General features: G+C 52.2%; 24 protein-coding genes and 1 pseudogene. 12 read left to right on the top strand and 13 right to left on the bottom strand.

Annotation, left to right across the window (positions count from 1 at the left end; all coding sequences use genetic code 11):
* Positions 1–42 precede the first annotated feature (42 nt).
* The 6 genes from ACYQ27_RS12180 (at position 43) to ACYQ27_RS12155 (ending at position 5,781) form a co-directional block, all read left to right on the top strand.
* Positions 43–942: an LEA/WHy family protein gene (locus ACYQ27_RS12180; RefSeq protein ID WP_456394299.1), complete on the top strand. Its 900-nt coding sequence runs from the start codon at positions 43–45 to the stop codon at positions 940–942.
* A gap of 58 nt (positions 943–1,000) precedes the next feature.
* The gene (locus ACYQ27_RS12175; RefSeq protein ID WP_456453112.1) at positions 1,001–1,513 is read left to right on the top strand and encodes a DUF3201 domain-containing protein; all 513 of its coding nucleotides are present in this window, start codon (positions 1,001–1,003) and stop codon (positions 1,511–1,513) included.
* Between the two features lie 7 nt (positions 1,514–1,520).
* Positions 1,521–2,669: a PUA domain-containing protein gene (locus ACYQ27_RS12170; protein ID WP_460041883.1), complete on the top strand. Its 1,149-nt coding sequence runs from the start codon at positions 1,521–1,523 to the stop codon at positions 2,667–2,669.
* Between the two features lie 2 nt (positions 2,670–2,671).
* On the top strand, positions 2,672–3,688 hold the full coding sequence (locus tag ACYQ27_RS12165; RefSeq protein ID WP_456394300.1) for a lysylphosphatidylglycerol synthase transmembrane domain-containing protein: 1,017 nt from the start codon (positions 2,672–2,674) through the stop codon (positions 3,686–3,688).
* Between the two features lie 188 nt (positions 3,689–3,876).
* Positions 3,877–4,893, top strand: a complete 1,017-nt coding sequence (locus tag ACYQ27_RS12160; protein ID WP_456453082.1) for a lysylphosphatidylglycerol synthase transmembrane domain-containing protein — start codon at positions 3,877–3,879, stop codon at positions 4,891–4,893.
* Positions 4,894–4,944: 51 nt separating this feature from the next.
* Positions 4,945–5,781 (top strand): NAD(+) kinase, encoded by an 837-nt coding sequence (locus tag ACYQ27_RS12155; RefSeq protein ID WP_456453084.1) that lies wholly within the window; start codon positions 4,945–4,947, stop codon positions 5,779–5,781.
* A 52-nt stretch (positions 5,782–5,833) separates the two neighbouring features.
* On the opposite strand, the gene ACYQ27_RS12150 is transcribed toward ACYQ27_RS12155, so the two are convergent.
* The 7 genes from ACYQ27_RS12150 to ACYQ27_RS12120 form a co-directional block, all read right to left on the bottom strand.
* Positions 5,834–7,042, bottom strand: a complete 1,209-nt coding sequence (locus tag ACYQ27_RS12150; protein ID WP_456453086.1) for a bifunctional hydroxymethylpyrimidine kinase/phosphomethylpyrimidine kinase — start codon at positions 7,040–7,042, stop codon at positions 5,834–5,836.
* On the bottom strand, positions 7,039–7,668 hold the full coding sequence (gene thiE / locus ACYQ27_RS12145; protein WP_460041708.1) for a thiamine phosphate synthase: 630 nt from the start codon (positions 7,666–7,668) through the stop codon (positions 7,039–7,041). The genes ACYQ27_RS12150 and thiE overlap by 4 nt, the downstream gene beginning before the upstream one ends.
* Positions 7,658–8,470, bottom strand: coding sequence for a hydroxyethylthiazole kinase (thiM, locus tag ACYQ27_RS12140; RefSeq protein WP_460041707.1), 813 nt, complete (start codon positions 8,468–8,470; stop codon positions 7,658–7,660). The genes thiE and thiM overlap by 11 nt, the downstream gene beginning before the upstream one ends.
* A 4-nt stretch (positions 8,471–8,474) precedes the next feature.
* Positions 8,475–9,743, bottom strand: a complete 1,269-nt coding sequence (gene cytX, locus ACYQ27_RS12135; protein WP_460041706.1) for a putative hydroxymethylpyrimidine transporter CytX — start codon at positions 9,741–9,743, stop codon at positions 8,475–8,477.
* A 117-nt stretch (positions 9,744–9,860) separates the two neighbouring features.
* Positions 9,861–10,634: a DUF835 domain-containing protein gene (locus ACYQ27_RS12130; protein WP_460041705.1), complete on the bottom strand. Its 774-nt coding sequence runs from the start codon at positions 10,632–10,634 to the stop codon at positions 9,861–9,863.
* Positions 10,628–11,602, bottom strand: coding sequence for a bifunctional N(6)-L-threonylcarbamoyladenine synthase/serine/threonine protein kinase (locus ACYQ27_RS12125; RefSeq protein ID WP_456394306.1), 975 nt, complete (start codon positions 11,600–11,602; stop codon positions 10,628–10,630). The genes ACYQ27_RS12130 and ACYQ27_RS12125 overlap by 7 nt, the downstream gene beginning before the upstream one ends.
* 56 nt (positions 11,603–11,658) lie before the next feature.
* The gene (locus tag ACYQ27_RS12120) at positions 11,659–12,180 is read right to left on the bottom strand and encodes a flavin reductase family protein (RefSeq protein WP_456453116.1); all 522 of its coding nucleotides are present in this window, start codon (positions 12,178–12,180) and stop codon (positions 11,659–11,661) included.
* A gap of 129 nt (positions 12,181–12,309) precedes the next feature.
* On the opposite strand from ACYQ27_RS12120, the gene ACYQ27_RS12115 reads away from it, so the two are divergent.
* The 4 genes from ACYQ27_RS12115 (at position 12,310) to ACYQ27_RS12100 (ending at position 17,134) form a co-directional block, all read left to right on the top strand.
* Positions 12,310–13,149: an SDH family Clp fold serine proteinase gene (locus ACYQ27_RS12115; RefSeq protein WP_456394307.1), complete on the top strand. Its 840-nt coding sequence runs from the start codon at positions 12,310–12,312 to the stop codon at positions 13,147–13,149.
* Between the two features lie 127 nt (positions 13,150–13,276).
* Complete coding sequence (locus ACYQ27_RS12110) at positions 13,277–14,179, top strand: coiled-coil protein (RefSeq protein WP_456394308.1); 903 nt, start codon at positions 13,277–13,279, stop codon at positions 14,177–14,179.
* 5 nt (positions 14,180–14,184) lie between these two features.
* The gene (gene arcS / locus ACYQ27_RS12105) at positions 14,185–15,894 is read left to right on the top strand and encodes an archaeosine synthase subunit alpha (protein ID WP_460041704.1); all 1,710 of its coding nucleotides are present in this window, start codon (positions 14,185–14,187) and stop codon (positions 15,892–15,894) included.
* Positions 15,895–15,988: 94 nt separating this feature from the next.
* The gene (locus tag ACYQ27_RS12100) at positions 15,989–17,134 is read left to right on the top strand and encodes a hypothetical protein (protein WP_460041703.1); all 1,146 of its coding nucleotides are present in this window, start codon (positions 15,989–15,991) and stop codon (positions 17,132–17,134) included.
* A 215-nt stretch (positions 17,135–17,349) separates the two neighbouring features.
* Here the strand turns inward: ACYQ27_RS12100 and ACYQ27_RS12095 are convergent.
* The 3 genes and pseudogenes from ACYQ27_RS12095 to ACYQ27_RS12085 form a co-directional block, all read right to left on the bottom strand.
* A pseudogene (locus ACYQ27_RS12095) lies at positions 17,350–17,514 on the bottom strand (RNA-guided endonuclease TnpB family protein); the annotation flags it as partial.
* Positions 17,459–18,391, bottom strand: coding sequence for a nuclease/transposase family protein (locus ACYQ27_RS12090; protein ID WP_460041702.1), 933 nt, complete (start codon positions 18,389–18,391; stop codon positions 17,459–17,461). The gene ACYQ27_RS12090 and the pseudogene ACYQ27_RS12095, both read right to left, overlap by 56 nt.
* Positions 18,388–19,014, bottom strand: coding sequence for an IS607 family transposase (locus tag ACYQ27_RS12085; protein ID WP_456453100.1), 627 nt, complete (start codon positions 19,012–19,014; stop codon positions 18,388–18,390). The genes ACYQ27_RS12090 and ACYQ27_RS12085 overlap by 4 nt, the downstream gene beginning before the upstream one ends.
* A 213-nt stretch (positions 19,015–19,227) precedes the next feature.
* On the opposite strand from ACYQ27_RS12085, the gene ACYQ27_RS12080 reads away from it, so the two are divergent.
* Together ACYQ27_RS12080 and ACYQ27_RS12075 are read left to right on the top strand one after the other, a co-directional pair.
* A complete protein-coding gene (locus ACYQ27_RS12080) occupies positions 19,228–19,527 on the top strand; it encodes a DUF2103 domain-containing protein (RefSeq protein WP_456394311.1) in 300 nt (99 codons plus the stop codon).
* Positions 19,528–19,617: 90 nt separating this feature from the next.
* On the top strand, positions 19,618–19,782 hold the full coding sequence (locus ACYQ27_RS12075) for a hypothetical protein (protein ID WP_460041701.1): 165 nt from the start codon (positions 19,618–19,620) through the stop codon (positions 19,780–19,782).
* Between the two features lie 27 nt (positions 19,783–19,809).
* Here ACYQ27_RS12075 and ACYQ27_RS12070 read toward each other — a convergent pair whose 3' ends face one another.
* The 3 genes from ACYQ27_RS12070 to eno form a co-directional block, all read right to left on the bottom strand.
* Positions 19,810–20,415, bottom strand: coding sequence for a hypothetical protein (locus ACYQ27_RS12070; RefSeq protein ID WP_456453102.1), 606 nt, complete (start codon positions 20,413–20,415; stop codon positions 19,810–19,812).
* An 11-nt stretch (positions 20,416–20,426) separates the two neighbouring features.
* A complete protein-coding gene (gene lipS1 / locus ACYQ27_RS12065; protein WP_456453104.1) occupies positions 20,427–21,257 on the bottom strand; it encodes a LipS1 family lipoyl synthase in 831 nt (276 codons plus the stop codon).
* 295 nt (positions 21,258–21,552) lie between these two features.
* On the bottom strand, positions 21,553–22,845 hold the full coding sequence (gene eno, locus ACYQ27_RS12060; protein WP_460041882.1) for a phosphopyruvate hydratase: 1,293 nt from the start codon (positions 22,843–22,845) through the stop codon (positions 21,553–21,555).
* Between the last annotated feature and the right edge of the window lie 216 nt (positions 22,846–23,061).

Raw genomic sequence — 23,061 nt, 5'->3', positions numbered from 1 at the left:
TTTAAACACATCAAAGACCAAATTAAAGACAGAGGTGGTAACATGGCTCTGAAATACGTGGCAGCTTTCATAGTGATTGTCCTCCTGGCTTACTTCGGATACGTGGGCTACACCGTCATGACGCTCCAGCCTCAGGGGCGGGCGGAGTGGGGGTATGTGGATGAGAACACCACCGAGGTGTGGATTACGGTCGACCTCGGGAAGCCCCTTCTGGTTCCCCTCAGCGTGGAAAAGCTGGATGCGAGCCTTGAGGGCATAAAGTTCATCCGGGTTGAGCGCTTTGACTACAGCGCCACGGGAAAAACCGCGAAGATGGCTGTTGCCATAGACAACAAAAAGCTGATTAAAGCCCTTGTGGAGTATCTGAACCGCGGAAGCAGGGGCGATATAACACTCGATTTCAGGGGAAAGGTTCTGGGGTTCATCCCGCTCAGCTATTCACTGAAAAAACCTGTTGATGTCGACCCCCTGAGCTATATAAACCTGACAGCAAAGAGCGAGGATATCGGCCCGCTCAAGACCCCGGAGGTTCTTGGAAGCAGAAATGAATGGGGTGGTGTCGAGGGGAACACCGCGATTATCTACACCTACCTGAAGCTCTACAACCCCAACCCGATTCCGCTTCCCGTGACAGGCCTCTCCGCCAGGATTTACATGGACGGAATAACCCTCGGGGAGGGAAAAATAGCGAAGACAGTTGTCATCCCCGCCAAGGGCTACGGAACGGCGAAAATCAGGCTCACCGTAAATCTGGACTCCCTGCCGGAGGTCTGGGTGAGGCATATAAAGCAGGGCGAGGTTAGCACGCTCAGGGCAGACCTCTACCTCGACATAAGCGTCGGCGGCTTCAGATACACCCACGAGGTGAAGGCCATAGAAAAGCAGATCAGGACGAACATAATGGGAGACCTTAATGATATCCTTTCCTCCCTTAGACCTTAGACCTGAATTAGATGAACCTTTTTATACCCTTTTTGTTTTTCCATTTCTGGTGAGGCGAATGAACATCCGGGAGATGCACGATTTTCTGAACTATCTGTGGGAAGGCACATTCATGCTCAACGGTGAGCTCAGGGGCGTGCTGAAGGAGAGGGGTTTTACCGTGGAGCCGGTGGAGGAGGCATTCAACGGGTACATATACATCGACGGTGAATGGAGGCTGATGAAGTATCCCTATCCGGTATTTGAGGTGAAGCCCCACGGGGAGATTGGGGCCACACTTCAGGGCTTCTACTTTGTCTTTGCCGTTCCGAGGGAAAAACTGACCCCTGAATTTGTCCGGGAGTTCACGGAGAGCTTCGAGGAGGCCTTCATCTACGGAGGCAGGGACTTCCTCAGGGACTTCTACAACCCCGATACCGGGGGAGGGGCTGAGGAAATCCTTGAGAGAATAAACTCAAGCTCTGAGGAGATAGTCCAGTTTGAGGTGGAGGCGAAGACTCCGGAGGAGCTGAAGGACGCACTCTTCAGGTTCATTGAAATAGGAGCAAAGCACGGCATTCTGGAGGATTAATATGTGTATGTATCTTGAGGCATTTCCGGAGGAGCTTCGGGAATATTACAGAAGGCTCTTCGGGAGCGAAGCCGGGCTGTTGATGGAAAAACTGAGGGAGCCCGTGGAGAAGTACTACATCAGGGTTAACACGCTCAAAACGAGCCGCTCGAAGCTCATGCAGATTCTGAGGAGGGAGGGACTCAGACCGAAAAGAAGCCCCCACCTGAAGGAGGGGATATACTTCGAGAGGGAGGGGCCGAACTTCCCCGATGACTTTGAGCCCAACCTGCCCGTTGTGAGGGCAAACAAATTTGCGGCTGAGAGCGTATATCAGGGAGCCATGCTCTACGCCCCGGGTGTCCTTCAGGCCGATAGGAGGATAAAGCCGGGCGACGAGGTTGAGATAAGGGATCCAAAAGGCCTCCTCGTGGGAATCGGAAGGGCGAGGATGAGCGCGAAGGAGATGATACTCTCAAAGAGGGGCATTGCTGTCGAGGTCACACTGCCAAAATTCAGGCTTCCCAGTTTAAGCGAGCTTGAGAGCTTTAGAGAGGGGCTTTTCTACGCCCAAAGCCTGCCGTCCATGGTGGTCGCTCATGTTTTGGAGCCTGAGGAGGGGGAGCTAATAATCGATATGGCGGCAGCTCCGGGAGGCAAAACATCCCATCTGGCCCAGATCATGCAGAACCGGGGGGAGATAATGGCCCTTGACAAGTCGAAAAACCGGCTCAGGAAGATGGAGGGGGAGCTGAAGAGGCTCGGCGTGAAGAACGTCAGGCTGATGCACATGGATTCACGGAAGCTGCCGGAGCTCGGAGTTGAGGCTGACAAGATACTTCTGGATGCCCCGTGCACCGCCCTCGGAATAAGGCCCAGGCTATGGGAAAGCAGGACTCCAAAGGATATTGAAGCAACCGCGAGATATCAGAGGCACTTCATAAACGCCGCCATAAAATCCCTGAGAAAGGACGGCATCCTCGTTTATTCAACATGCACCCTGAGCTATGAGGAGAATGAGGGAAACGTTAAATACATGCTCAAAAAAGGTTTAAAGCTGGAGGAGCAGGAAATCTTCATAGGCTCGGGCGGCATCGGGATTGAGGGGGTTCAGAGGTTTTATCCGCACAGGCACCTCACCCAGGGATTCTTCATAGCAAAGCTCAGGAAGGTGTGAACATGGCCGGGAAGGTGAAAAAAGCCGGTGCAGCCGGCCTGACGGCGCTTCTGATTCTGGCCCTCATATGGGTGGCTGGGGTGAGGGAGACGGTTGAAATCCTGAAGAGGGCTAATCCCTCCCTCTTCCTGCTCGCCATCATCGTATTCATCGCCACCATTATCCTGTGGGCGCTGAGGTGGGACGTATTCCTCAAAGGGGTGGGGGTGAATGCCCGCTTCAGGGATGTTCTGAGGGGGATACTCATAGGAATGTTCGTGAACAACGTCACTCCGGGTGCGAGGGGTGGAGGGGAGCCAGTTAGGATGTATTTTATTGCAAAGCGTTCTGAAGGTGACTACGGGCCGATATTTGCAACGATAATGGCCGACAGGCTGCTTGATTTGATTCCCGTCTTCACGATGCTGATTCTCTCCAGCTGGTATGCCTTCTCCATTGGGGCGAGGAAAATGACGTGGATTCTCCTGATTCTGACGTTTTTCCTCTTCCTGCTCCTCACGATAGGGGCGCTTATAATGCTCAGCAGGAAAAGGATGGAAAGGCTGATCAGCAGGGCCCTTGCGTTTGCCGTTAGGCTCTCCCCCGGGCGGGTGAAGAGATGGGAGGGGAAGGTTAGCGACATGATAGAAAACGGCATTCCCCAGTTCCAGATAACTGTGAGGATGATTTTGAGGAGAAAGAAGGATTTCGCAATAGCCCTCCTGCTCTCCTACATCTTCTGGGCACTTGTGATACTGCGCTCCTACCTCGTTTTCCTCAGCATAAACTATTCCATAGATATTGAGAAGGTGATGGTTGTTCAGATGGCGGCGATAGTCATAGGTCTCGTTAGCATAATCCCGGGAGGTGCCGGCATAACCGAGACCATAAACTCCGGCCTCTACCTCGCCCTGGGGATTGACAAGAGCATCGCCATTACGGCGACCCTTCTGGAGAGGCTGATATCATACTGGGGCCCGACGGTGGTCGGGGGTGTTCTAACAACGCATTTTGGCATTGGAATAAAGTCAGGAAGATAGAAGAGAGGGGCATTCAGACGAAGTCAATAGCAGTCGTTGGATGGGTTTTAACAACGCATTCTGGAATGGGCCGGGTATGGTGGTGGTTGGGCCTTAACATGGCGCAAACCCTGAAGGTGTTCAGGACACCAGAGCCTTCGCAGAACACCCAGAAAGACTTAAAATGTCCTGCGCAAAAAGGAGCCATAATGAAGATGAAGGGAAAAAAGAGCCTGACAGTAGTCGCGGGACTTCTCCTGGTTGTGCTCCTGATAGCATGGAGCGGCGTCAGTGAGACGGTAAAGCTGCTGAGCCAGACGAGGCTGAGGTATCTCGCCCTTGCCTGCCTGTTCTCCGCTCTTGAAACGTTTCTGTGGTCTCTCAGGTGGCAGATTCTGCTGAATCAGAGCGATATCCGCATTCCCTTCAAACGGGTTCTTGAGGCCACCCTCATAGGGATATTCGTGAACAACGTCACTCCGGGTGCGAGGGGTGGAGGGGAGCCCGTGAGGATGTATCTGATAAAAAAACGCTCCGAGAGCAGTTACGGCAAAATCTTCGCCACAATAGCCACGGACAGGATGCTGGATGCAATTCCCATAGTGATTTTTACCATAATCGCCTTCTGGTATGCCCTTGATCTCGGAACCCACCTCGTGCTGGTGGTTCTCCTCGTGTCCGTCATCATAGTCGTCTCGGTCATCCTGCTCAGCATCCTCTTCTCGCTGAATGAGAGACTTGCGATGGGGCTTCTGATGAGGATATTCCGGCTTATCAGGAGGATATTCCCGAGGAAGTTTGAGGACAAGGAGGAGAAGGCCGAGGAAATCATCAAAACCCACGTCATGGACTTCAAAAAAACCTTTGTCATGCTCTCAAAAAACAAACTCGCCCTCTTCGGCAGCACAACAATCTCTTTCATGATATGGATTTCCGCCCTCCTGAGAACATATCTCGTTTTTCTCAGCCTCAACTATCCCCTTGCACTCCACAAGGTTCTCATGGTTCAGATGGCCGGGATGGCCGTGGGCCTGATAAGCATAATTCCCGGCGGGATAGGGATTACCGAGGCCATTTTTTCCGCCCTCTATCTGAGCCTCGCCATAGATAAAACCCTCGCTGTCACCGCAACGATGGTCGATAGAACGCTCTCCTTCTGGATTCCGACGCTGGTGGGGGCGCTCATAGCCACTCACCTCGGCGTCAGGCTCACGGAGGAAGGTTAGAAAAGTATTTAATCACGGAAAGGCTATTATATATGCTCGCAGGTGAACGCAATGAAATTTGGAATCGTTGCCAGGAGGGACAGGGAGGCCGCTTTGAAGCTGGCCTACAGGGTTTACGACTTCCTCAAGGTCAGCGGATACGAGGTCTTTGTCGACAGGGAGACCCAGAGACACCTCCCTGAATTCGGCGAGGAGGATGTTGTGCCTCTTGAGGAGATGGATGTGGATTTCATAATCGCCATCGGCGGTGATGGCACCATTCTGAGGGTCGAGCACAGGACAAAGAGGGACATCCCGATACTCGGCATAAACATGGGGACTTTGGGATTCCTCACCGAAGTCGAGCCAAATGAGGCATTTTTTGCAATTAACAAGCTCATCGAGGGGGACTATCATATCGATGAGAGGATGAAGCTCAGGACGCGCCTCAAAGGGGACGTATCCATACCCGATGCCCTCAACGAGGTTGCAATCCTGACGGGAATTCCCGGCAAGATCATCCACCTAAAATACTACGTGGATAACGGTCTGGCGGATGAGCTGAGGAGCGACGGCCTCATAGTCTCAACACCGACCGGCTCAACGGGATACTCCCTCTCCGCGGGAGGCCCCTTTGTCGACCCGAGGCTGGACGTTGTCGTCATAACCCCCATAACCCCCATAGCGCTCAGCTCAAGGCCGATGATAGTGCCGGCGAGCTCAAGGATAGATGTCAGGATACTGACGGTGCACCGTGAGGCCATCCTCTCCGTGGACGGGCAGTACTACACTTACATCTCCCCTGATACCGAAATCTCGATCAAAAAGTCGCCGAGGAGAACCCGCTTTGTGCGCTTCTCCAGCAGCATATACCCGAAATACACCCTGAAAATTAAAAAGAAGTTCTGAGCTTATCTGACTTCCTCTCCTCCCTGAAGGGCGAGGCTTTCAAAATTTGAGCTTACTCCTGACTCGACTCAGGCTCCAGCCGCCTTACCTTCTCAAGAACCTCAGCGGGGTCTCTGCCCAGAATCAGGAGTGAGGATTTTCCGCATATTAAATCCGGTGTTTTTTCCTCCCGCAAGTCATGCTCCAGAACGGTGAAACCCATATTCCGTGCTCTCTCTATGAGCTCCTCACTGTACTCAAGCTCGGCGGCACTCCTGAGCTCGGGATAGGTCTTCATTACCTCCAGGAGGGCTGCCGCACTTTCCGGGGCTCCAAACTCAACGGTTCCCCTGCCGGTCAACACGGCAACGTCATCCCTGCTCCTCGCGTAGAGTGCGGGCAGGGCATAGAGGAATACTCTAGGCCTTACTCCATCCAGCCCCGCCGCCACATTCCTGAGCTCGCTGAGCACCCTCCACCTCTCGGCGGGAATCTCAATCCAGGCGTTCTGGTTGACCGGACAGTGTCCCCTGCCAATCCTTGCCCCGTACTTTATGCCCGTCGTTATGAACTCCTTGGCGATCCCTACGGCCTCCTCAAGGGAATATCCCTTTGCGAGGTTGGCTGTTATTGCCGCCGAGAAGGAACAGCCGGTTCCGTGCGTGCAGCCTTCAACGAACGGCGCCCTGTACTCCCTGAACCTGCCGTCGTGGTAGAGGACATCAACGGCCTCGCTGAGCCCCATATGACCTCCCTTCACGATTGCAGCCTCGGCTCCAAGCTCCTCAGCTATCAGCCTCGCCGCCCTTCTGGCATCCTCAAGGCTTTCTATCCCTATGCCGCTGAGCTTTTCCGCCTCATACCTGTTGGGTGTCACGAGCTTTGCAAGTGGGATTATATGCTTGATCAGCGCATCGACAGCCTCTTCCCTCAAAAGCTGGGCGCCGCTCTTTGCTATCATCACCGGGTCGACAACGAGGGGAAAACCGTGCTTCTTCACGGCCTTCGAAACCGCCCTTATTATTCTGGAATTGCTCAGCATCCCTGTTTTGGCAGCATCGACCCCGATATCGCAGGCAACGGCTTCAATCTGCTCCCTGACGACCTCCGGAGGAATGTCGTGAATCGCACTTACCCCCATGGTGTTCTGGGCTGTAACGCTCGTTATCGCCACCAGCCCGTGGACGCCGAAGGCCGAGAACGTCTTTAAATCGGCCTCTATTCCAGCCCCACCCCCGCTGTCGCTTCCGGCTATTGTCAGGGCAGTCCTCAGCTCAATCACCCCCTCCCGAAGAACCCATCGATTATGGCCTTCAGCTCTCCGGTGGCCCTTCTTACATCGGGAGCCCCCACCACGGCGGATATAACGGCTATGCCGTCCACACCGGTCTCAAGGACATCCCTGACGTTTTCTCTGGTTATGCCCCCTATCGCCACCACCGGTATATCCACAGCTCTCACCACCCTTCTGAGGCCCTCCAGTCCGAGAACCCTCGCTTCCCGTTTCGTGGCCGTGGGAAAAACAGCCCCTGCTCCGAGATAGTGAGCTCCCTCCTTTTCAGCCCTCAGAGCCTCCTCAAGGCTGTAGACCGAGGCACCTATGATCAGGCCGGGTGCGAGCTCCCTCGCCCTTGAAACCGGCATATCCTCCGGCCCGAGCTGAACACCATCCGCATCAACGGCAAGGGCAACGTCGAGCCTGTCATCGACGAAGAGGAGGGCTCCATATTCATCCGTCAGCCTTCTGAGCTTATCTCCAACCATGAGCATCTCCCGTGTTGGTGCATTCTTCAGCCTGAGCTGTATCGCCGTGGCGCCTCCTTCAAGGGCGGCCTCGGCGGTCTCCAGCTCATCCCTAAGCCTTCTGTCGGTTATGACGTAAAGCCTGAGCCGTTTTCTAAGGTTCAACCTTCCTCACCCTCGCCATTTTTCTGATGAGCTCTCCATCTATCCTGTAGAGCCAGTCGTAGAGCCTGACGTGGAAGCTCCCGGGATACTCTGCATCTTCGTGCGCTTTCTCTGCGGCTATCCCAAAGACCGCGAGGGCAGATACGGCCGCATTCAGCGGTTCTTCAACCGCCGCAAACGCTCCAGTCACTGCCGTAACCATGCAGCCCGTTCCGGTGACCCTGCCGAGCATTGGGGTACCGTTTTCAACCGCGTAGATTCTTTTCCCATCGCTCACATAGTCTGTTGCACCCGTAACGGCTGCCACAAGCCCGAACTCCTCCGCAGCCCTGAGAGCAAGCCTTTTTGCAGCGTCCCGTTCATAGACCATCGAATCAACCCCCCTCGTCCTTCCGTGCTCGCCGAGCAGTGCGGATATCTCGCCGAAGTTGCCCCGCAGAACTGAAACATTTCCGCTTTCAAGGAGTTTCAGTGCGATCCCTGTTCTGAGGGATGTTGCCCCTGCACCGACGGGATCAAGAACCAGCGGTTTTCCGAGCTCACCGGCGATTCCAGCGGCCTTTTCCATCGAGGATATCCAGTGCCTGTCGAGGGTGCCTATGTTTATAACAACGGCATCCGCTATTTTTATCATCTCCTCCAGCTCCTCCTCCGCATGTGCCATGACTGGAGATGCCCCGATTGCGAGCAGGGCATTGGCCGTGGTGTTCATCACGACGAAGTTTGTTATGCTGTGCACCAGCGGCCTTCTCCTTCTGAGCTTTTCAAGGGCCTCGGCTACGGTTAGGGCATCAATTTTCATCATATCACCTCCCCAGCAGCCAGTAAAGAATGCTCACAAGGACAAATGTCGGGATGCTGGAGCCGAGCCTGGCTCCGAGAGCGCTCAAAAGCGGAATGTGAATTCCAAACAGCCCTTCAACGGCCAGAAGCATGTAGAACAGGAAGCCCGCCAGCCATATGATCAGGGCTCTGATATTGTAGCCCGCAAATCTGCCCTCCTCATCCAGCAGCTCATCGGGATCATAGCCCTTCTTTACGATGAAGTAGTCCGTGAGCATTATTGCAGCGAGCGAGACAAAAGCTCCCCCTATCAGCAGGAGGAAGCCTTCATACCTGTCGACCGGGAACACGAGGGCAAGGGCGGTTCCGAGCATCCCTATGAGGAGAACCTGCTTTCTGGCATCGGCTTCCGGTAAAATGTTCTTGTATGTTATTGCGGCTGAATAAACATCGAGAAATGTTGTCGTTACCGTTGAGAAGATTATTACCAGCATTGCAGGTATTCCAAGGCCATAGGCGGCTATTATCTTAATCGGGTCGCTCTCACCGACGGCCATGTTTGTCAGCGCCCCGACGAAGTAGAACAGGGATGAGGAGATGAAATAGCCGAGGTATGTTCCCCAGAACGCTCCCTCCCTACCCCTGACAAATCTTGAGTAGTCCGCTATGAGCGGGGCCCACGAGAGCGGCATGGCTATTACAAGGTCGAGTGCGAGCATTGTGCCCATTCCTCCCGTCCCATGCTTCGACAGCAGGGCGGTGAGGGAGAACTGCTCCAGCGTCGTGTATGTGAGCCAGACTGCCAGAAGCAGGAGAAGGGCTGCGGCGGCTTTCTCAATCTTTTCCCAGTTCCTCGGGCCGATGTATGTCCATGCTGTAACCAGAATTCCGAGGACGAGCACCCACACGCTGTAACCCTTTCCGAAAACCGCATTCATGGCGTTTGCCCCGACTATGAGCATTATGGCGGTCCATCCTATGAGCTGAAGGTAGTTAAGGGCCGAGGGAAGAAGCGACCCCCTGATTCCGAGGGCGGCTCTTGAGAGAACCATGGTGGGGAGACCTGTTTCCTCTCCTTCCACGGCTATTAGGCCCATGACGGTGTTTCCAATCAGATGTCCGAGCAGTATAACCCCGAGGGCAGCCCATAGCGAAAGAGCGGGGGTGAGCAAAGCCCCTGCCCAGAACTCGGCGATGCTTATCCCTGCACCGAACCAGATCGCTGAGAGCGTTAAAAGCGTGTATTGCCTTTTTGATTTTGGAATGGGTTTTATGTCGTAGCCTGCCTCCATACTCCCACCCGGCTAAAGCTCTCCGGCATCTTTTATAACTTTTTTGTGAAAATTTATAATCTGGTTATATAATCACAAATACCGCAGAATCTTTAAGCTTGGGCTTCCCTGAGCACCTCATCCCTCAATTGTTAGCTCCTTAATCAGCCGGAATTCCCTCTCAAGAATCGTCAGCTCACGCTCCGATAGCGTGCCTCTTTTAACAGCCACGACGAGGGTGGAGTCCATAACCATCACATAATCCTTCAGGGAGGTCAGGAACTTGAAGACAGTCTCGAAATCGTTGTATAGAATCAGATACTCCACGCAGTCGATGATGACTATGCCCCTGCCGGCATCCTTCAGAAACCTTATCACTGCATCCTGCATCACGTGAAGCTTTGTCGGCGGCACGGCGGTTTCGACGGCCATGCTAACCCATATCTTTTTCACCCTGTCTCCAAACTCGGTGTATAATCCGGGATTTCTGGTAACAGCAAGTATTGCGGCTTCAGTGCCCTTCAGGAGACTTAGAATCTCCTCCTGTGTTCCAAAAGGGAATAAATATGCCCCAGTGCTAACCCGGAGTTCACGCAGCTTCTCTGAAGCAGCGATTGGGATATAATACCTCTCAAGGGTCAGAATCATGGATATAAACACCCACACGAGTCCTCCAATTGAAACCACATGGACCACCGCATGAATCTGTGAATGATGAGGTATCCGTTTGAAGAGTGCAATAATATCCACAAATCTCCCCAAGCTTCCAATGGCTGCGAATACTGTCGCCATGGTCATGAGCTTCCGGAGGTTTTTCGGGTATCTGCGTATCCTAACAGCCAGAAAAACAGTAAATGAGAGTATTAACCCGAAAAGAATTATGCAGTAAATGAGGGGTTCGATGCTCACCATACTACCTCCACCTCATCGGTTCTGAACTTCTGCTTAACCACGGTATCCTCTATATCAAATCTGACGCCTCCGCGGTACATCCTCAGCCCTGTGTATGCTATCATCGCCCCGTTGTCCCTGCAGAGGTCGTAGGGCGGAACGAAGAACTCAACACCCCTGTCCTCGGTCATTATTTTGAGCATCTCCCTGAGCCGGTTGTTCGCTGCAACACCCCCGACGAGGACAACCTCCTCCTTGCCCGTGTGGGCCAGAGCCCTTTCCGTAACCTCAACCAGGGCTGAAAAGGCCGTCTCCTGGAAGGAATAGGCAAGGTCTTCAATCCGGTACTTTCCGGTGCGGTACTTCCTTACAGCCTCGGTCAGAATTCCGGAAAAGCTCAAATCCATGCCCTTGACCGCGTAGGGGAGCTCAATGTATCTCGCACCATTTCGGGCGAGCCTCTCTATCTTCGGTCCGCCGGGGAAGCCTATCCCGATTTCCCTCGCAAACGTATCTATGGCGTTTCCTATGCCTATGTCAAGGGTCTCGCCGAAAACCCTGTATCTGCCTCCCTCAAGGGCAAGAACCTGAGTGTTGCCGCCGCTCACATATAAACCCACGGGGTCTTTAACGCCGAACAGCTTGGTAATCTCAACGTGGGCGATGCAGTGGTTGACGCCGATTATGGGTTTGCTGTGCTTTATGGCAATGGCCCTTGCGGCAGTGGCGACGACCCTCAGGCATGGCCCAAGACCTGGCCCCTGGGAGAACGCAACGGCGTCAATCTCCTCTATGCCTACATGCGCATCTTCAAGGGCTTTCTTCAGAAGCACCTTCAGGAGCTTTGCGTGGTGCTCAGCGGCTTCCTTCGGATGAATGCCCCCTTTCTCTGTGGTAAGTGTGTGAAATACGTTGGCAAGAACTTCCTTCTCGGTCACAATCCCCACACCGAGCGTATGCGCGGTTCCCTCTATACCCAGAACAATCATGAATAAAAGGTTGAATAAAAAGTTTAAAAATCTATTCCCTCCGGTTTATACCATTTTCATTCCGATTTGTGCACTCTTTTCTCAAAGGTTACGAACTCTGTCCACGCGGAATGGGCAAGGAAGTTTGCTTTTCTGACATCCGGAATGCCGCCGGGAAATGCCTCCTCCCTGTACGATGCTCCAACCACCTCACCCACGAACCACGTGTGGTCGCCGTAGTCCCTCGCATCCACGACCCTGCACTCTATGTTTGCAAGTGCCTCCTTTATGCTCGGGGTTTTTATTTTCGTCGATGGAATGAGGGTTATGCCAGTCTCTTCGAGTTTGGCCGGCCCGCTCTTCGTCCCCGCAATCCACACATCGGGGAGCATTTCAAGGCTCGGAACGCTTATTACGAACTCACCGTATCTGCTTATGAGCCTGTGGGTGTATCTCCTTGGAGAGACTGCAACCCCTACCATGGTGGGCCTGTGGGAGAGCACCGTCACCCAGTCAGCTGCCATGACATCGGCCTCCTCTCCATGGCCTGAAACAATCAGGTATGTCCTCAGGGGATAGAGAAGGTGATACATCGCCACCACCGGGAAAGGGTTGGGACGGGATGTTAAAAGATTTATTCATACAATCAGTGAACCCGGATGAACAAACTGAAAAGCGAAAAAACAAACATATAAATACCTCTGCTGATTATTTATATTGGTGATAGCATGGATCCGCTGAGCGGCTTCTTCGGCTCGCTGATCTGGTGGCTTTTCTTCATGTACATCCTGCTGTGGCCCCAGATGCAGTACCGCAGTTTGCAGGTGGCGAGGGCCAGGCTGCTGAAGGGTCTATCCGAGAAAAGGGGCTCGACAGTGATAACGATGATTCACAGGCAGGAGAGCATAGGGCTCTTCGGCATACCCTTCTACAAGTTCATCAGTGTCGAGGACAGCGAGGAGGTGCTCAGGGCGATAAGGGCAGCACCCAAGGACAGGCCGATAGACCTCATAATCCACACGCCCGGCGGCCTCGTTCTGGCGGCAGCACAGATAGCCAAAGCCCTCCACGACCACCCGGCCGAGACAAGGGTGATAGTCCCGCACTATGCCATGAGCGGCGGGACGCTGATCGCTTTGGCCGCTGACAGGATCATCATGGATCCTCACGCAGTTCTCGGACCGGTCGACCCCCAGCTCGGCCAGTACCCGGGCCCGAGCATAGTGAGGGCCGTGGAGAGAAAGGGAGTTGACAAAGTTGATGACCAGACCCTCATCCTGGCAGACGTGGCTGAAAAGGCAATCAAACAGGTAAGGGACTTCCTCTACGGGATGCTCAGGGACAGGTACGGGGAGGAGAAGGCTAAAGAGCTGGCAAGGGTTCTCACGGAGGGCAGATGGACGCATGACTACCCGATTACATATGAACATGCGAGGGATCTGGGTCTTCACGTTGAAACAGGGGTTCCTGAGGAAGTTTATACACTCATGCAGCTCTACAAGCAGCCGATGAAGCAGAGGGGAACCGTTGAATTCATACCCTACCCTGTAAAGCAGGAGAAGGCATGATTGGTGTGTATCCCTTTTACTTTTTTCATTCTTTGGCCAAAAAGTTTTTATTTAGTTTTAACTTTCACATAGCTGAGGCTTTAATCTGATTGGGAACTATTCTAAAATGAGGGAAGGGGAAGAGACCATGCAAGTGAAAGTGGATCCAGAAGAAATTAAGAGGATAAAGGCAGAGATTGAGACGCTTGAAAAAGAAAAGAAGGAGATTCAGGCGAAGCTGGATGAACTCCAGAAGGAACTGAATATATGGATACAGAAAAGGGATGAGAAGAACAACGAGGTAAAGCAGCTCCGCCAGAAGGCCAGGGAGTTCAAGGCAAAACGGGATGAAATTAACGAGCAGATTCAGGAGCTCAAAAAGAACAGGGAGGAGATAAATGCCAAGCTGGACCTTCTCTATCAGGAAATCCTTGAGTACAGAACCAAGAGGGACGAGTACAACCAGCTCCGCCGTCTGAAAATGCCGGGCGAAAAAATACAGGAGAGAATAGAGAAGCTCGAATGGGAGCTGCAGACGAATCCAACAATAACCCCCGAGAGAGAGAAGCAGATAGTTGATCAAATCCAGGTTCTGGCGACCGAGCTTGAAATAATACAGCAGGCTGAGAGGTTCCACCAGAAACTTCAGGAAGCGAGGAAGAAGGTTGAAAGTCTGAAGAAGGCCAGAAGGGCTATAAGCATGGAGATACAGAAGCTGGCAAACCAGAGCCAGCAGTTCCACGAGCAGATGATTAAGGCCTTCAACCAGGCTGACGAGATAAAGAAGGAAGCCGACGAGTATCACGCCAAGGTCATCGAGCTCAGGGACAAGATGAAGGAGGTCAGGAGAAAGCTCAGGGAAGTCGAGAAGAAGATCATGGAGTTTGACGAGAAGCACAAGGAGCTGATAGCATACAAGATGGTCGCGAGGATGAGGGCGAGAAAGGACAGCAGCTTCGAGAAGGCTGTTGAGGCACTGGAGAAGTTCAAACGCGGAGAAAAGCTAACTCTGGATGAGCTGCTCCTGCTGCAGAGATACAATCTGGTGTAAATCCCATGGAAATCCTCAGACATGAAGGTCCCGGAAGGCTTGGGTTAGTTCGGTTAGAAGAGAAATCATTCAGAACTCCTGCTCTGGCAGGGTTAGATTTTACCCTATCCCCCTTTAACTCCTACTTCCATCCGAAGGATTTTTCGGGTTATGACTTTAATCTTGCCCCTTCAATTCCCATAAGCTTCTACACCCCTCCGGAGGTCATTGAAAAAGCCTTCGGGAGGCTTTACGGGGCTGATTACTCTGGATTCAACACACTCTACGTGCCGATGCTGAGGCATGTTGAATACCTGAAGGAGTTCATTGAAAACGTTCTGGAGACGAATAAGTTTGATGCGGTTTATCTGGGCAACTCCAAGGTTGCGGTCAAAGATTACAGGAGGTTTCTGCAGAACCTCCGCCTGATACGTGAGGTCAACCCCAACATCATGATAATAACCGATCTCGAACCATTTTTTTACCCGCTGGCAGTTTACCTTGGCGTAGATGCATTCGACACCCGCTCCCTGAAGCTCTACGATTTTCATAAAAAGGGCTTCACCCCCTACTCCCCTCTTCTGTGGGAGGAAAAAGCCAATTCCATTGAATATGCTCAAAAAACCATCGCTCTCGTGAGAAAAGCCCTTGAGACGGGAAAACTCCGCTATCTTGTGGAGAACTTTTTCCACACCCAGAGCCATGCGGGAATTCTCAGGATAGCCGACAGGGAGCACTGGGATTACCTCGAAAAATACACCCCCATCCAGAAGGAGACGGTGTATTTCATAAGCGATGCCTCGATTAACAGGCCGGAGGTGCGGAGATGGCATTCCCGTGTTGGGGAACGTTTCATTCCCCCCGGGAACACGGAACTCCTTCTCCTCCTCCCCTGCTCTGCCAAAAAGCCCTACTCATTCTCTCGCTCCCACATCCTCTACAGAAAAGCTGCGAAGGAGGCGCTGGGCTCCGGAATTTACAGGGTTCATGAGCTGATTCTGACCTCTCCCTTCGGCGTGGTTCCGAGGGAGTGGGAATGGCTGGCGAAGTACGATATAGTTGTAACGGGCCACTGGAGCGAGGAGGAGATAAATTCCGCGGCGGAGCTTCTTGCCAAGAGCCTTGAGAAGTATCCTCCGGACACTCCGATAATAGCCCACCTCGACGAGGCATACGTTGAAATTGCGGAGAGGGCGGCTGAGATGAGCGGAAGGGAGATAGTTTTCACCCGTGTTGAGAACGGAACCACGAGCAGAGAAAGCCTGAAATCGCTCACGGAGATGCTGAGGGAGTTCGAGCTTGAGGGAAGTAAGGAGGACAGAACCTACCGCTTCATGGAGAACATCAGGAAGGTCTTTGACTTCTATTTTGGGGCAGGTGCCGGAGAGGCGGTTCTGCCCGGGGACGGCCAGGTGAGGGGAAGCAGGATGCTCAGAATTTTCGTGAATGGCAGGCAGACCGGAACATTCAGGGAGGGCGTGATAAGCGTGACCCCCTTCGGGATGCAGAGGATTTACGAAGCGACCGGAGCTTACTGGGTGAAGGTGGACTTCGAGCTCCGCGGTGATGTTTTTGCTGTCGGTGTTGACGAGGCCGACGAAAGGATAAGGCCGGGCGATATCGTTGGAATTGTGCGTGATGGTGAGGTTGTGGGTGTTGGAAGGGCCCTCCTGAGCGGTGAGGAGATGGTCAGGGCGAGAAGGGGCGTTGCCGTCAAGGTGAGGAAGCGGGCTTAACCGGTACATTTTCAGGGTTTTAAATGGTTATGCTAGAGCATGATTAATCCGAAACCTTTTTACATTCATGTCCAGTAAATTCTACGGTGGTTGGATGAGAAAGTTTTTCCCTGCAATCATGATGCTCATCCTCACGGCGGCGCCGGTCTCGGCCGATGGCTTCGGCTACACCTATTCCTCCATAACCGGCAGCGGGAATGATGTCGTAATACTCATTGACTGGACGCCAACGATGATAGACCCCCTGTGCGCACCCCGGCCGTGCTGCTACAATGAGATTCCAGCTGACTGCTGCCATTACGTTGTTTTCTATGCCAATTCCAGCGGCGTCTATTACCTTGGCTATGTCTATTCTCCGGCGGCGTTTTCATCGGAGAACGGCACGTACCTTTTAATCGGAAACGCTGTCTATAGGGCCCATAACGGATGCTTTCAAAGGCTGGGAGGGGTGACAGGAAAGGCAAAGCTCGTTTTCCCATACCTCGTCGCCAGAACGGCTGATAAGCTCAGCATTTACCACCTTGGCAGCAACATGAGCAGAATAGGCTCGATAAAGATGGCTCAGGAATGCACATTTGACCTGGGCTCCAGAAACCTTATTGTGAGCTGTCCGAACGGCACGAGGAGGTTCAACCTGACCCCATCAGGGCTCTTTGAAGTTTCCTCTATAGACAGATGGGAATTTATGGAGAGCAAACGCCCTTCAATGGCTGAGGGGAAACTGGAAAACGGCACCCTCATCTTTTCAAACGGCAGCAGGACCTACAGGATTTCCGCGAATGAGTTCCTTCCCTATCTCTACGACAGGAGGGAGCTGAAGCTGCTGGTGGGTGTTTTCATGAAGGACTACCTCCTCATCCTGCCGCCGGTGATGGACTATGCATACTGCGTTGAGAACGGGACATTTGGGAGCAGTTTGGGCATTTCCTCGTTCATATCCGGGTCGGGATTTGTTCTGTACGATATAAAACCCGAGGAGTTCAGGCCGGTGTATGCGTTCATATATGGCGGAACACTTAAGCCCGTTCCCCTCTTCCTTCCGACGGGCAGCTACTTCAGACCGCTTGCGATGAATGTAACCATCAGGAAAAGCTGCCCCCTGCCGGCGGAGGTTGAGAAACCCTCACATACGGAAACCTCCCCGGCCGGTGCAGAGACGGAGAATAGAATCTGCGGCCCGGGCATGGTGGTTCTCCTGAGTCTATCTGTTCTGTTTATAAGGGGGGTCTGTCCGTTGTGAGTTTTTTGGGAGGGTTTGTGAGTGAAAACTCTCCCGTTCAAGTCTACACTCACGACGGACTTGGGTTTCATCAGCTTCAACTCCCCTCCGGGTTCATTGGGAAGCAAATCATCAGCCTCACCCCCGCTCAGGGCGACCCCGAGTCCCCGCATCCAGATGTTGAAAGCCCCAACAAACTGCCTATCAGCCTTAAACCTACAGTTAGGACACTCCACCAGCCCGTTTCGGGACTCTAACTTACTCCCACACTTTGGGCAGGTGGTTGAAGTGAAGGCAGGATTAACTAACCCAATTGGAGCACGATAAGAAAGTTTTTGAACGATTTTACCCCAAGTCGAGCGGGAAAGTTTGCGGTTGAACTTTCTCGAACCGTTCTTCATCAATATTGAACTTATTCAAATCCTCGAAGACGAAGACTGTATTTGGGAATTCCCTCGACAACTGGACTGCGAGTTTGTTCAAAAAGTCTTCAATCCTATTTCTCCTCCTTGTCCAATACTTTTTCAACAACTTCCCAAATCTCTTTGGAGCCTTCCGCTGGATGCTCTTGAGTTTGTCAATAATCCTGTCGTAGGTTTCTGCAATTCTGTGGAGTTCGCTCAAATCAACCTTAATCCAACCCCACTCTGGATGATAAACATCAAGGCTCATCAAATTGCAGTCAATCCCAATTTTAATCCTCCCAGAAAACTCGACTTCTTTTGAGAAGGTTAAAAGAACATCGTTCTCCCTGATTATCAGTTCTCCAACCTTCCAACCCTTAATCCTCTCGTAAAACCACTCGTTAGAATAGTCGAGTTTAAGGTATTCTTCACGCGGTTTGACGGTTATTCTGATTTTAGAGCCTTCAACCTTCATCAGGGTTGTTTTCACTCGAACGAACTTTCTCTTCACGACTGGTTTCTTTCTCTTCCGCCTTCCCTTTAGATAATTCTGACGCCAGCTCTCAAGGATTGAGTAGGCTGTCTTTATGGCCGAATCAACGTAGTGTTTTGCGAAAGGCCAGTTTTCGAGGAGCTGGTTCCTCAACGCCCTCTTAAACTCGCTGGATTTGGGAAAGTATGGGATTAGTCGGATTGTTTCGTAATACTTGTATCTTCCTTTTCCGAGGGAGTAGCGGTGTTTTACTTTCTTCTCCTTCCAAGTCGTATTTTCCCAAATCTCGTCAATAGTCTGCTGGAGGAGTTTTTGATAGGCCGTGAGAAGTTCCTGAACGTCCCAATCGTGATTCGTCTTGTAGGTGAGGACGACCTTCAATCCTCAACCTCCTCTATTAGTTTTTTAACTCCCTCCTTGAGTTTTTTGTATTTGTGGGAACGCATTCCATAAAGCTTCCCTGCAAAGTGGCTGATTATGGTTATCAAGTCCTTGATTAGCTCTTCTCTTGGCGATTTTTCTTTCTCATTAAGGATTATTATCTCTGTACCGTGCTGTTGAAAGAAGAATTCGAGGGTTTTGAAGCCGAAACGAGTGAGTCTGTCGGGATAAGTGATGATGACCTTTGAGACTTCACCTTTTACAACTAGTTCAAGCAATTTACGGTAGTTCTTGCGGTTCTCGTTTAATCCAGAGCCAATGTCTTTGAGAATTTTGACTTCCCAACCCTTCTCTCTTGCGTATTCTATTATCGCTTCAATTTGGGTTTGCAAGTCGTCTTTTTGAGCCTGATTGGAGACCCTTGCGTAACCGATGATTAAACCGTTTTCAGTTGTTTCTCCGAGCAATCTTCTGATTTCGCTCTCCGGTATTCTTCTCCTCCCACCGGGAGTTCTAACTACTCTGATTTTTCCTTCTCTGTCCCATTTCTGGATTGTTTTTGGGTGCACTCCGAGAATTTCACTCGCCTGCTTAACTGTGTAAAGTCTCTCTTTCACTACCATACACTCACAATTAATCATAAAAATATTTAAAGATTTCGATTAAAAAGAACAGTTAGTGAAGGCGTTTTCTCATGAACAGTGCATGTCTAAAGTGAGTGTCATGCTTAAGGTTTTTTGCATCGTTGGAGTGCATTTTCCGAAGACTTTACTCTTTCACCATACAAACATCAACAATCCTAAACACGCTAAAAAGCCGGCGGTGAAATTCCTCACATGCCCAGGCATTTCAGGAAAGGACTCAAGAGGGAGCACCACTTCCTCAAGGGGCTGGAGAGGCCGCTTGAGATGATAGCCGCAATTCCGGGCGTGAAAAAGGTCATTCCCGGGAGAATCTATGCCAGCGACTCAAGAGGCTTTGAGATAAAGGTCTCAAGGGAAACGCTAACCGGTCTGAAGCTTATAGCCAAGAGCGATGGCAGTGTTCAGGATGTTTTTCTGGTGGTGGACAGGGCGGAGAGGGAGAGGGTCAGGGAGGCTATACTGAAGCTGGTGAGGGAGTGGGAGAAGGGTTGACCTTTCCCGCTATCGGCTCAAAATTTACGGTTATCCAGTGCTACCATCGAAGCCGGGCGAAATTTTTATATATGCGTCGCTTTCTAACCTATGGTGGTGATATCCATGAACGGGAAGCTTAAGAGGATTCTACGCGGCACCGTGAGGATTCATGCGGGCTTTGCAGTCGTGAGAATCCGCTCCCTCGGCAGGGTCTGGCCAAAAAAGATGGATGTCGACCTCCTCGACTCCGCTGAAAAGCGCCTGAGGAGGTGAATCCGATACGCTCCGGCTTGCGGATGCTCAAAACTCATCAGGTTCCCCGTCGCTGATATCTTCCTCATAGCCAAGCTCCCTTTTCTGGAGCTCTATCAGCCCAGGTGTGAGCAAAAGCCTCCCGTTCAGCTTTGGGACGGCATAGTGCAGCGTTATCTCGCTGAACTCGTCGAGTTTGATCGTGGGATTCTCCTCATACTCGATCTCCGCCAGCCTCCTTCCCTCACTTATCAGCTTTGCCACTATTGCGGCGCCGTCGATGGAGTACTGCGGCCTTCCGATGTGCCTCACCTTCACCCCCTCCATCTTCGAGGTGATGAACTCCCTTGTTCTGCCCCTCGGCACGGCATCCCCCAGGATTCCGCCGACAACTATAACCGTGTCCTCCCCTATCTCCTCTGGCCTGAGCTCCTCCTCAGCCTGTAAATCGAGGACGATTATTTTTGACCTGTCGAAGGGAAACTCTGTAACGCTTTCCGTTAGAACGCTTCCCAGCTCCGCGAGCCTTTCCCTCTCCTCAGGCAGGACATTGGTGAATATCAGCTTATCTTTCCACCACTCGCTCACATGCCTGTATTCAAGCCAGAGCCACTCGCTTATATCCTCAAGGTGTTCTATAACCAGATACGCCACTGTTCCACCCCCTACATAACGCAGCACTCATAGATTATCTCAACGTCCCTCACGGTTTTTGCCCATTCGATAATTTTCCTCGGTGGATTTGTGAGCCTGTCAATTCCGGCCATAACGGCCCCCCTGTCGAACTCCAGCCGCCATTTCCCGAGGGGCCTCATGCACCCTATGCTCAGCTCCCCGTTGAATTTTTCCCTCGCATACCTTACGACTTCAAGGCTTTCCTCAACACCCGGCCTTTCAACATTCTCCATCTCGGTTCCCTTCGTTGGAATCAGGACGTCGAGAACGAGGACATCTATGGGATATTCAACGAGCATGTCTATTGCTCTGTACTCCCACCATATCTTCCCGAAGTCGAGGCCTATGGTTATGTGGGGTGCGATTTTAACCCCCGCCTCCGTCAGGATGTCGAGGATTTTGAGGTAGTCCTCAACGGTTCTGTTTATTTTATAAACACGCCTGATTACTTCATCATCACCCACAAAGTCGAGGGAAACCGCATCAACGTATTTAACCCATTCAATGTCGCTCTCGTCAATAAAACCCACATGGGCGTTGAGCTTGAGGCGGGTGTTTTCCTTTATGGCTTTGATTTCACCGGCAAACCTGTCGAGAGGAACCTTCAGCCGGCTGTCGAGACCTCCACTCAGGAGGCAGCCGCTGTAGCCTTCCTTTTCGAGGCTTTTGCAGTACTCAATCAGGGATGAGCGGGTTAATTTGAGCATGCCTTCGAGATAGTGCCTCCCGCAGTGGGCGCAGTTCAGGGAGCAGTAGCTGCCTGTCAGGGAGATTGAGGGGAATTTGATGCCGGGAATGTAGATTTTGAGCTTTTTAGTCATTTAATTCCCTCCATGGGGGGGTTGTAGGGGGCTTTGTCCCCTCCGGTGTTTAAAGGAGAAGGAAGGGTCTGGGAAACGTAGTTTCCCGGTTTATGTGGAGCGAAGCCCCACCTTCGGGGGGAGGAAGCTGGCAAGGACGTGGGGGGTGAAACCCCCCGGTCCCGCGAGGGGAATTTGATGCCGGGAATGTAGATTTTGAGCTTTTTAGTCATTTAATTTCCTCCATGGGGGGTTGTAGGGTGCAGAGTCCCTATGTGTTCGGAGAAAATGAAAAGAGGGCGGTTCGGTTTAGGGGTCAGAGGAAGGGGTTGTGGAACTTCCTTCCGGGGTAGTGCGCGACTCCCTCAAGCTCTTCCTCTATCCTTATGAGCTGGTTGTACTTGGCGTTTCTGTCCATTCTGGCCGGGGCACCCGTCTTTATCTGGCCGGCGTTGATGGCGACGGAGAGGTCTGCTATAAACGGATCATCTGTTTCTCCCGAGCGGTGCGAGACGACAACGCCCCATCCCGCCCTGTAGGCGGTGTAGGCTGCGTCAATGGCTTCGCTGAGGCTTCCAATCTGGTTGACCTTGAGGAGGAGTGCGTTCGCCGCACCCATCTCAATGGCCTTTCTTATCCTCTTGGGGTTCGTGACGAATATATCATCGCCGACTATCTGTATCTTGCCTCCGAGTTCCTTCGTTATCATTGCAAAGCCTTCCCAGTCCTCCTCGTGGAACGGGTCTTCGAGTGAGACAACCGGATATGTGCTTATGAGCTCCCTGTAGAGCTCCATGAGCTCACCGTTTGTGTACTCCTTCCCGTTGACGACGTACTTGCCTATGTCGGGGTGGTAGAACTCGCTTGAGGCGGGATCCATCGCGAAGGCTATCTCATCTCCCGACTTGTAGCCTGCCTCCTCTATGGCCTGTATGAGGAGCTCAAGCGGCTCATGGGGCTCCTTCAGCGGTGGGGCAAAGCCGCCTTCGTCACCGACGTTGACGGCATCTTTGCCGTATTTGTTTGCTATGACGCTCTTCAGCACGTGGTAGGTCTCGCTCACCCATCTTATGCCCTCTCTAAAGCTCTCCGCTCCCACGGGCATGATCATGAACTCCTGGAAATCGAGCTCGTTGCCCGCATGAACACCTCCGTTGATGACGTTGCTCATAGGAACGGGCATGATGTATGCGTTGGTTCCGCCGATGTACTGGTAGAGCGGCAGGCCGAGTGTGTTGGCGGCTGCCTTTGCAACGGCCAGAGAAACTCCCAGAATTGCGTTTGCGCCGAGGTTGCTCTTGTTCTCAGTGCCGTCGAGTTCGAGCATCAGCATGTCGATGTCCCTCTGAAGTGTAACATCCATCCCGATTATCTCGGGTGCGATTATCTTGTTGACGTTTTCAACGGCCCTTCTCACGCCCTTTCCGTGGTATCTCCTGCCGCCGTCCCTGAGCTCCAGTGCTTCGTGGGTTCCTGTTGATGCACCGCTCGGAACCGCAGCCCTGCCCATTGCCACGGGGGTGTAAACTTCGACCTCAATCGTTGGGTTTCCCCTGGAGTCCAGAATCTCCCTTGCAAGTACAGCGGTAATTTCAAACGGGTCTTCCATATTATTCACCTCGACTGGTGTTGGTTTTTATCTCTTAAAGCTTTTCATCCGCGTGTCTGGTCTGCAGAATGTTGTTTGGATGCTGGCCTCGCAGATCACTTTGCCGGTTTGCATGCTCCAGTGGAAATGAAGCCCTACCCGGGGCTCTCATTCGGCCATGGAGGTGTCACAGGCATAATAAAAAATTCCCCATAACTGAGGGCACAGCTTGGATTA

The organism is Thermococcus atlanticus (assembly GCF_054657855.1).
This window is presented reverse-complemented; position numbering and strand designations above follow the sequence as displayed.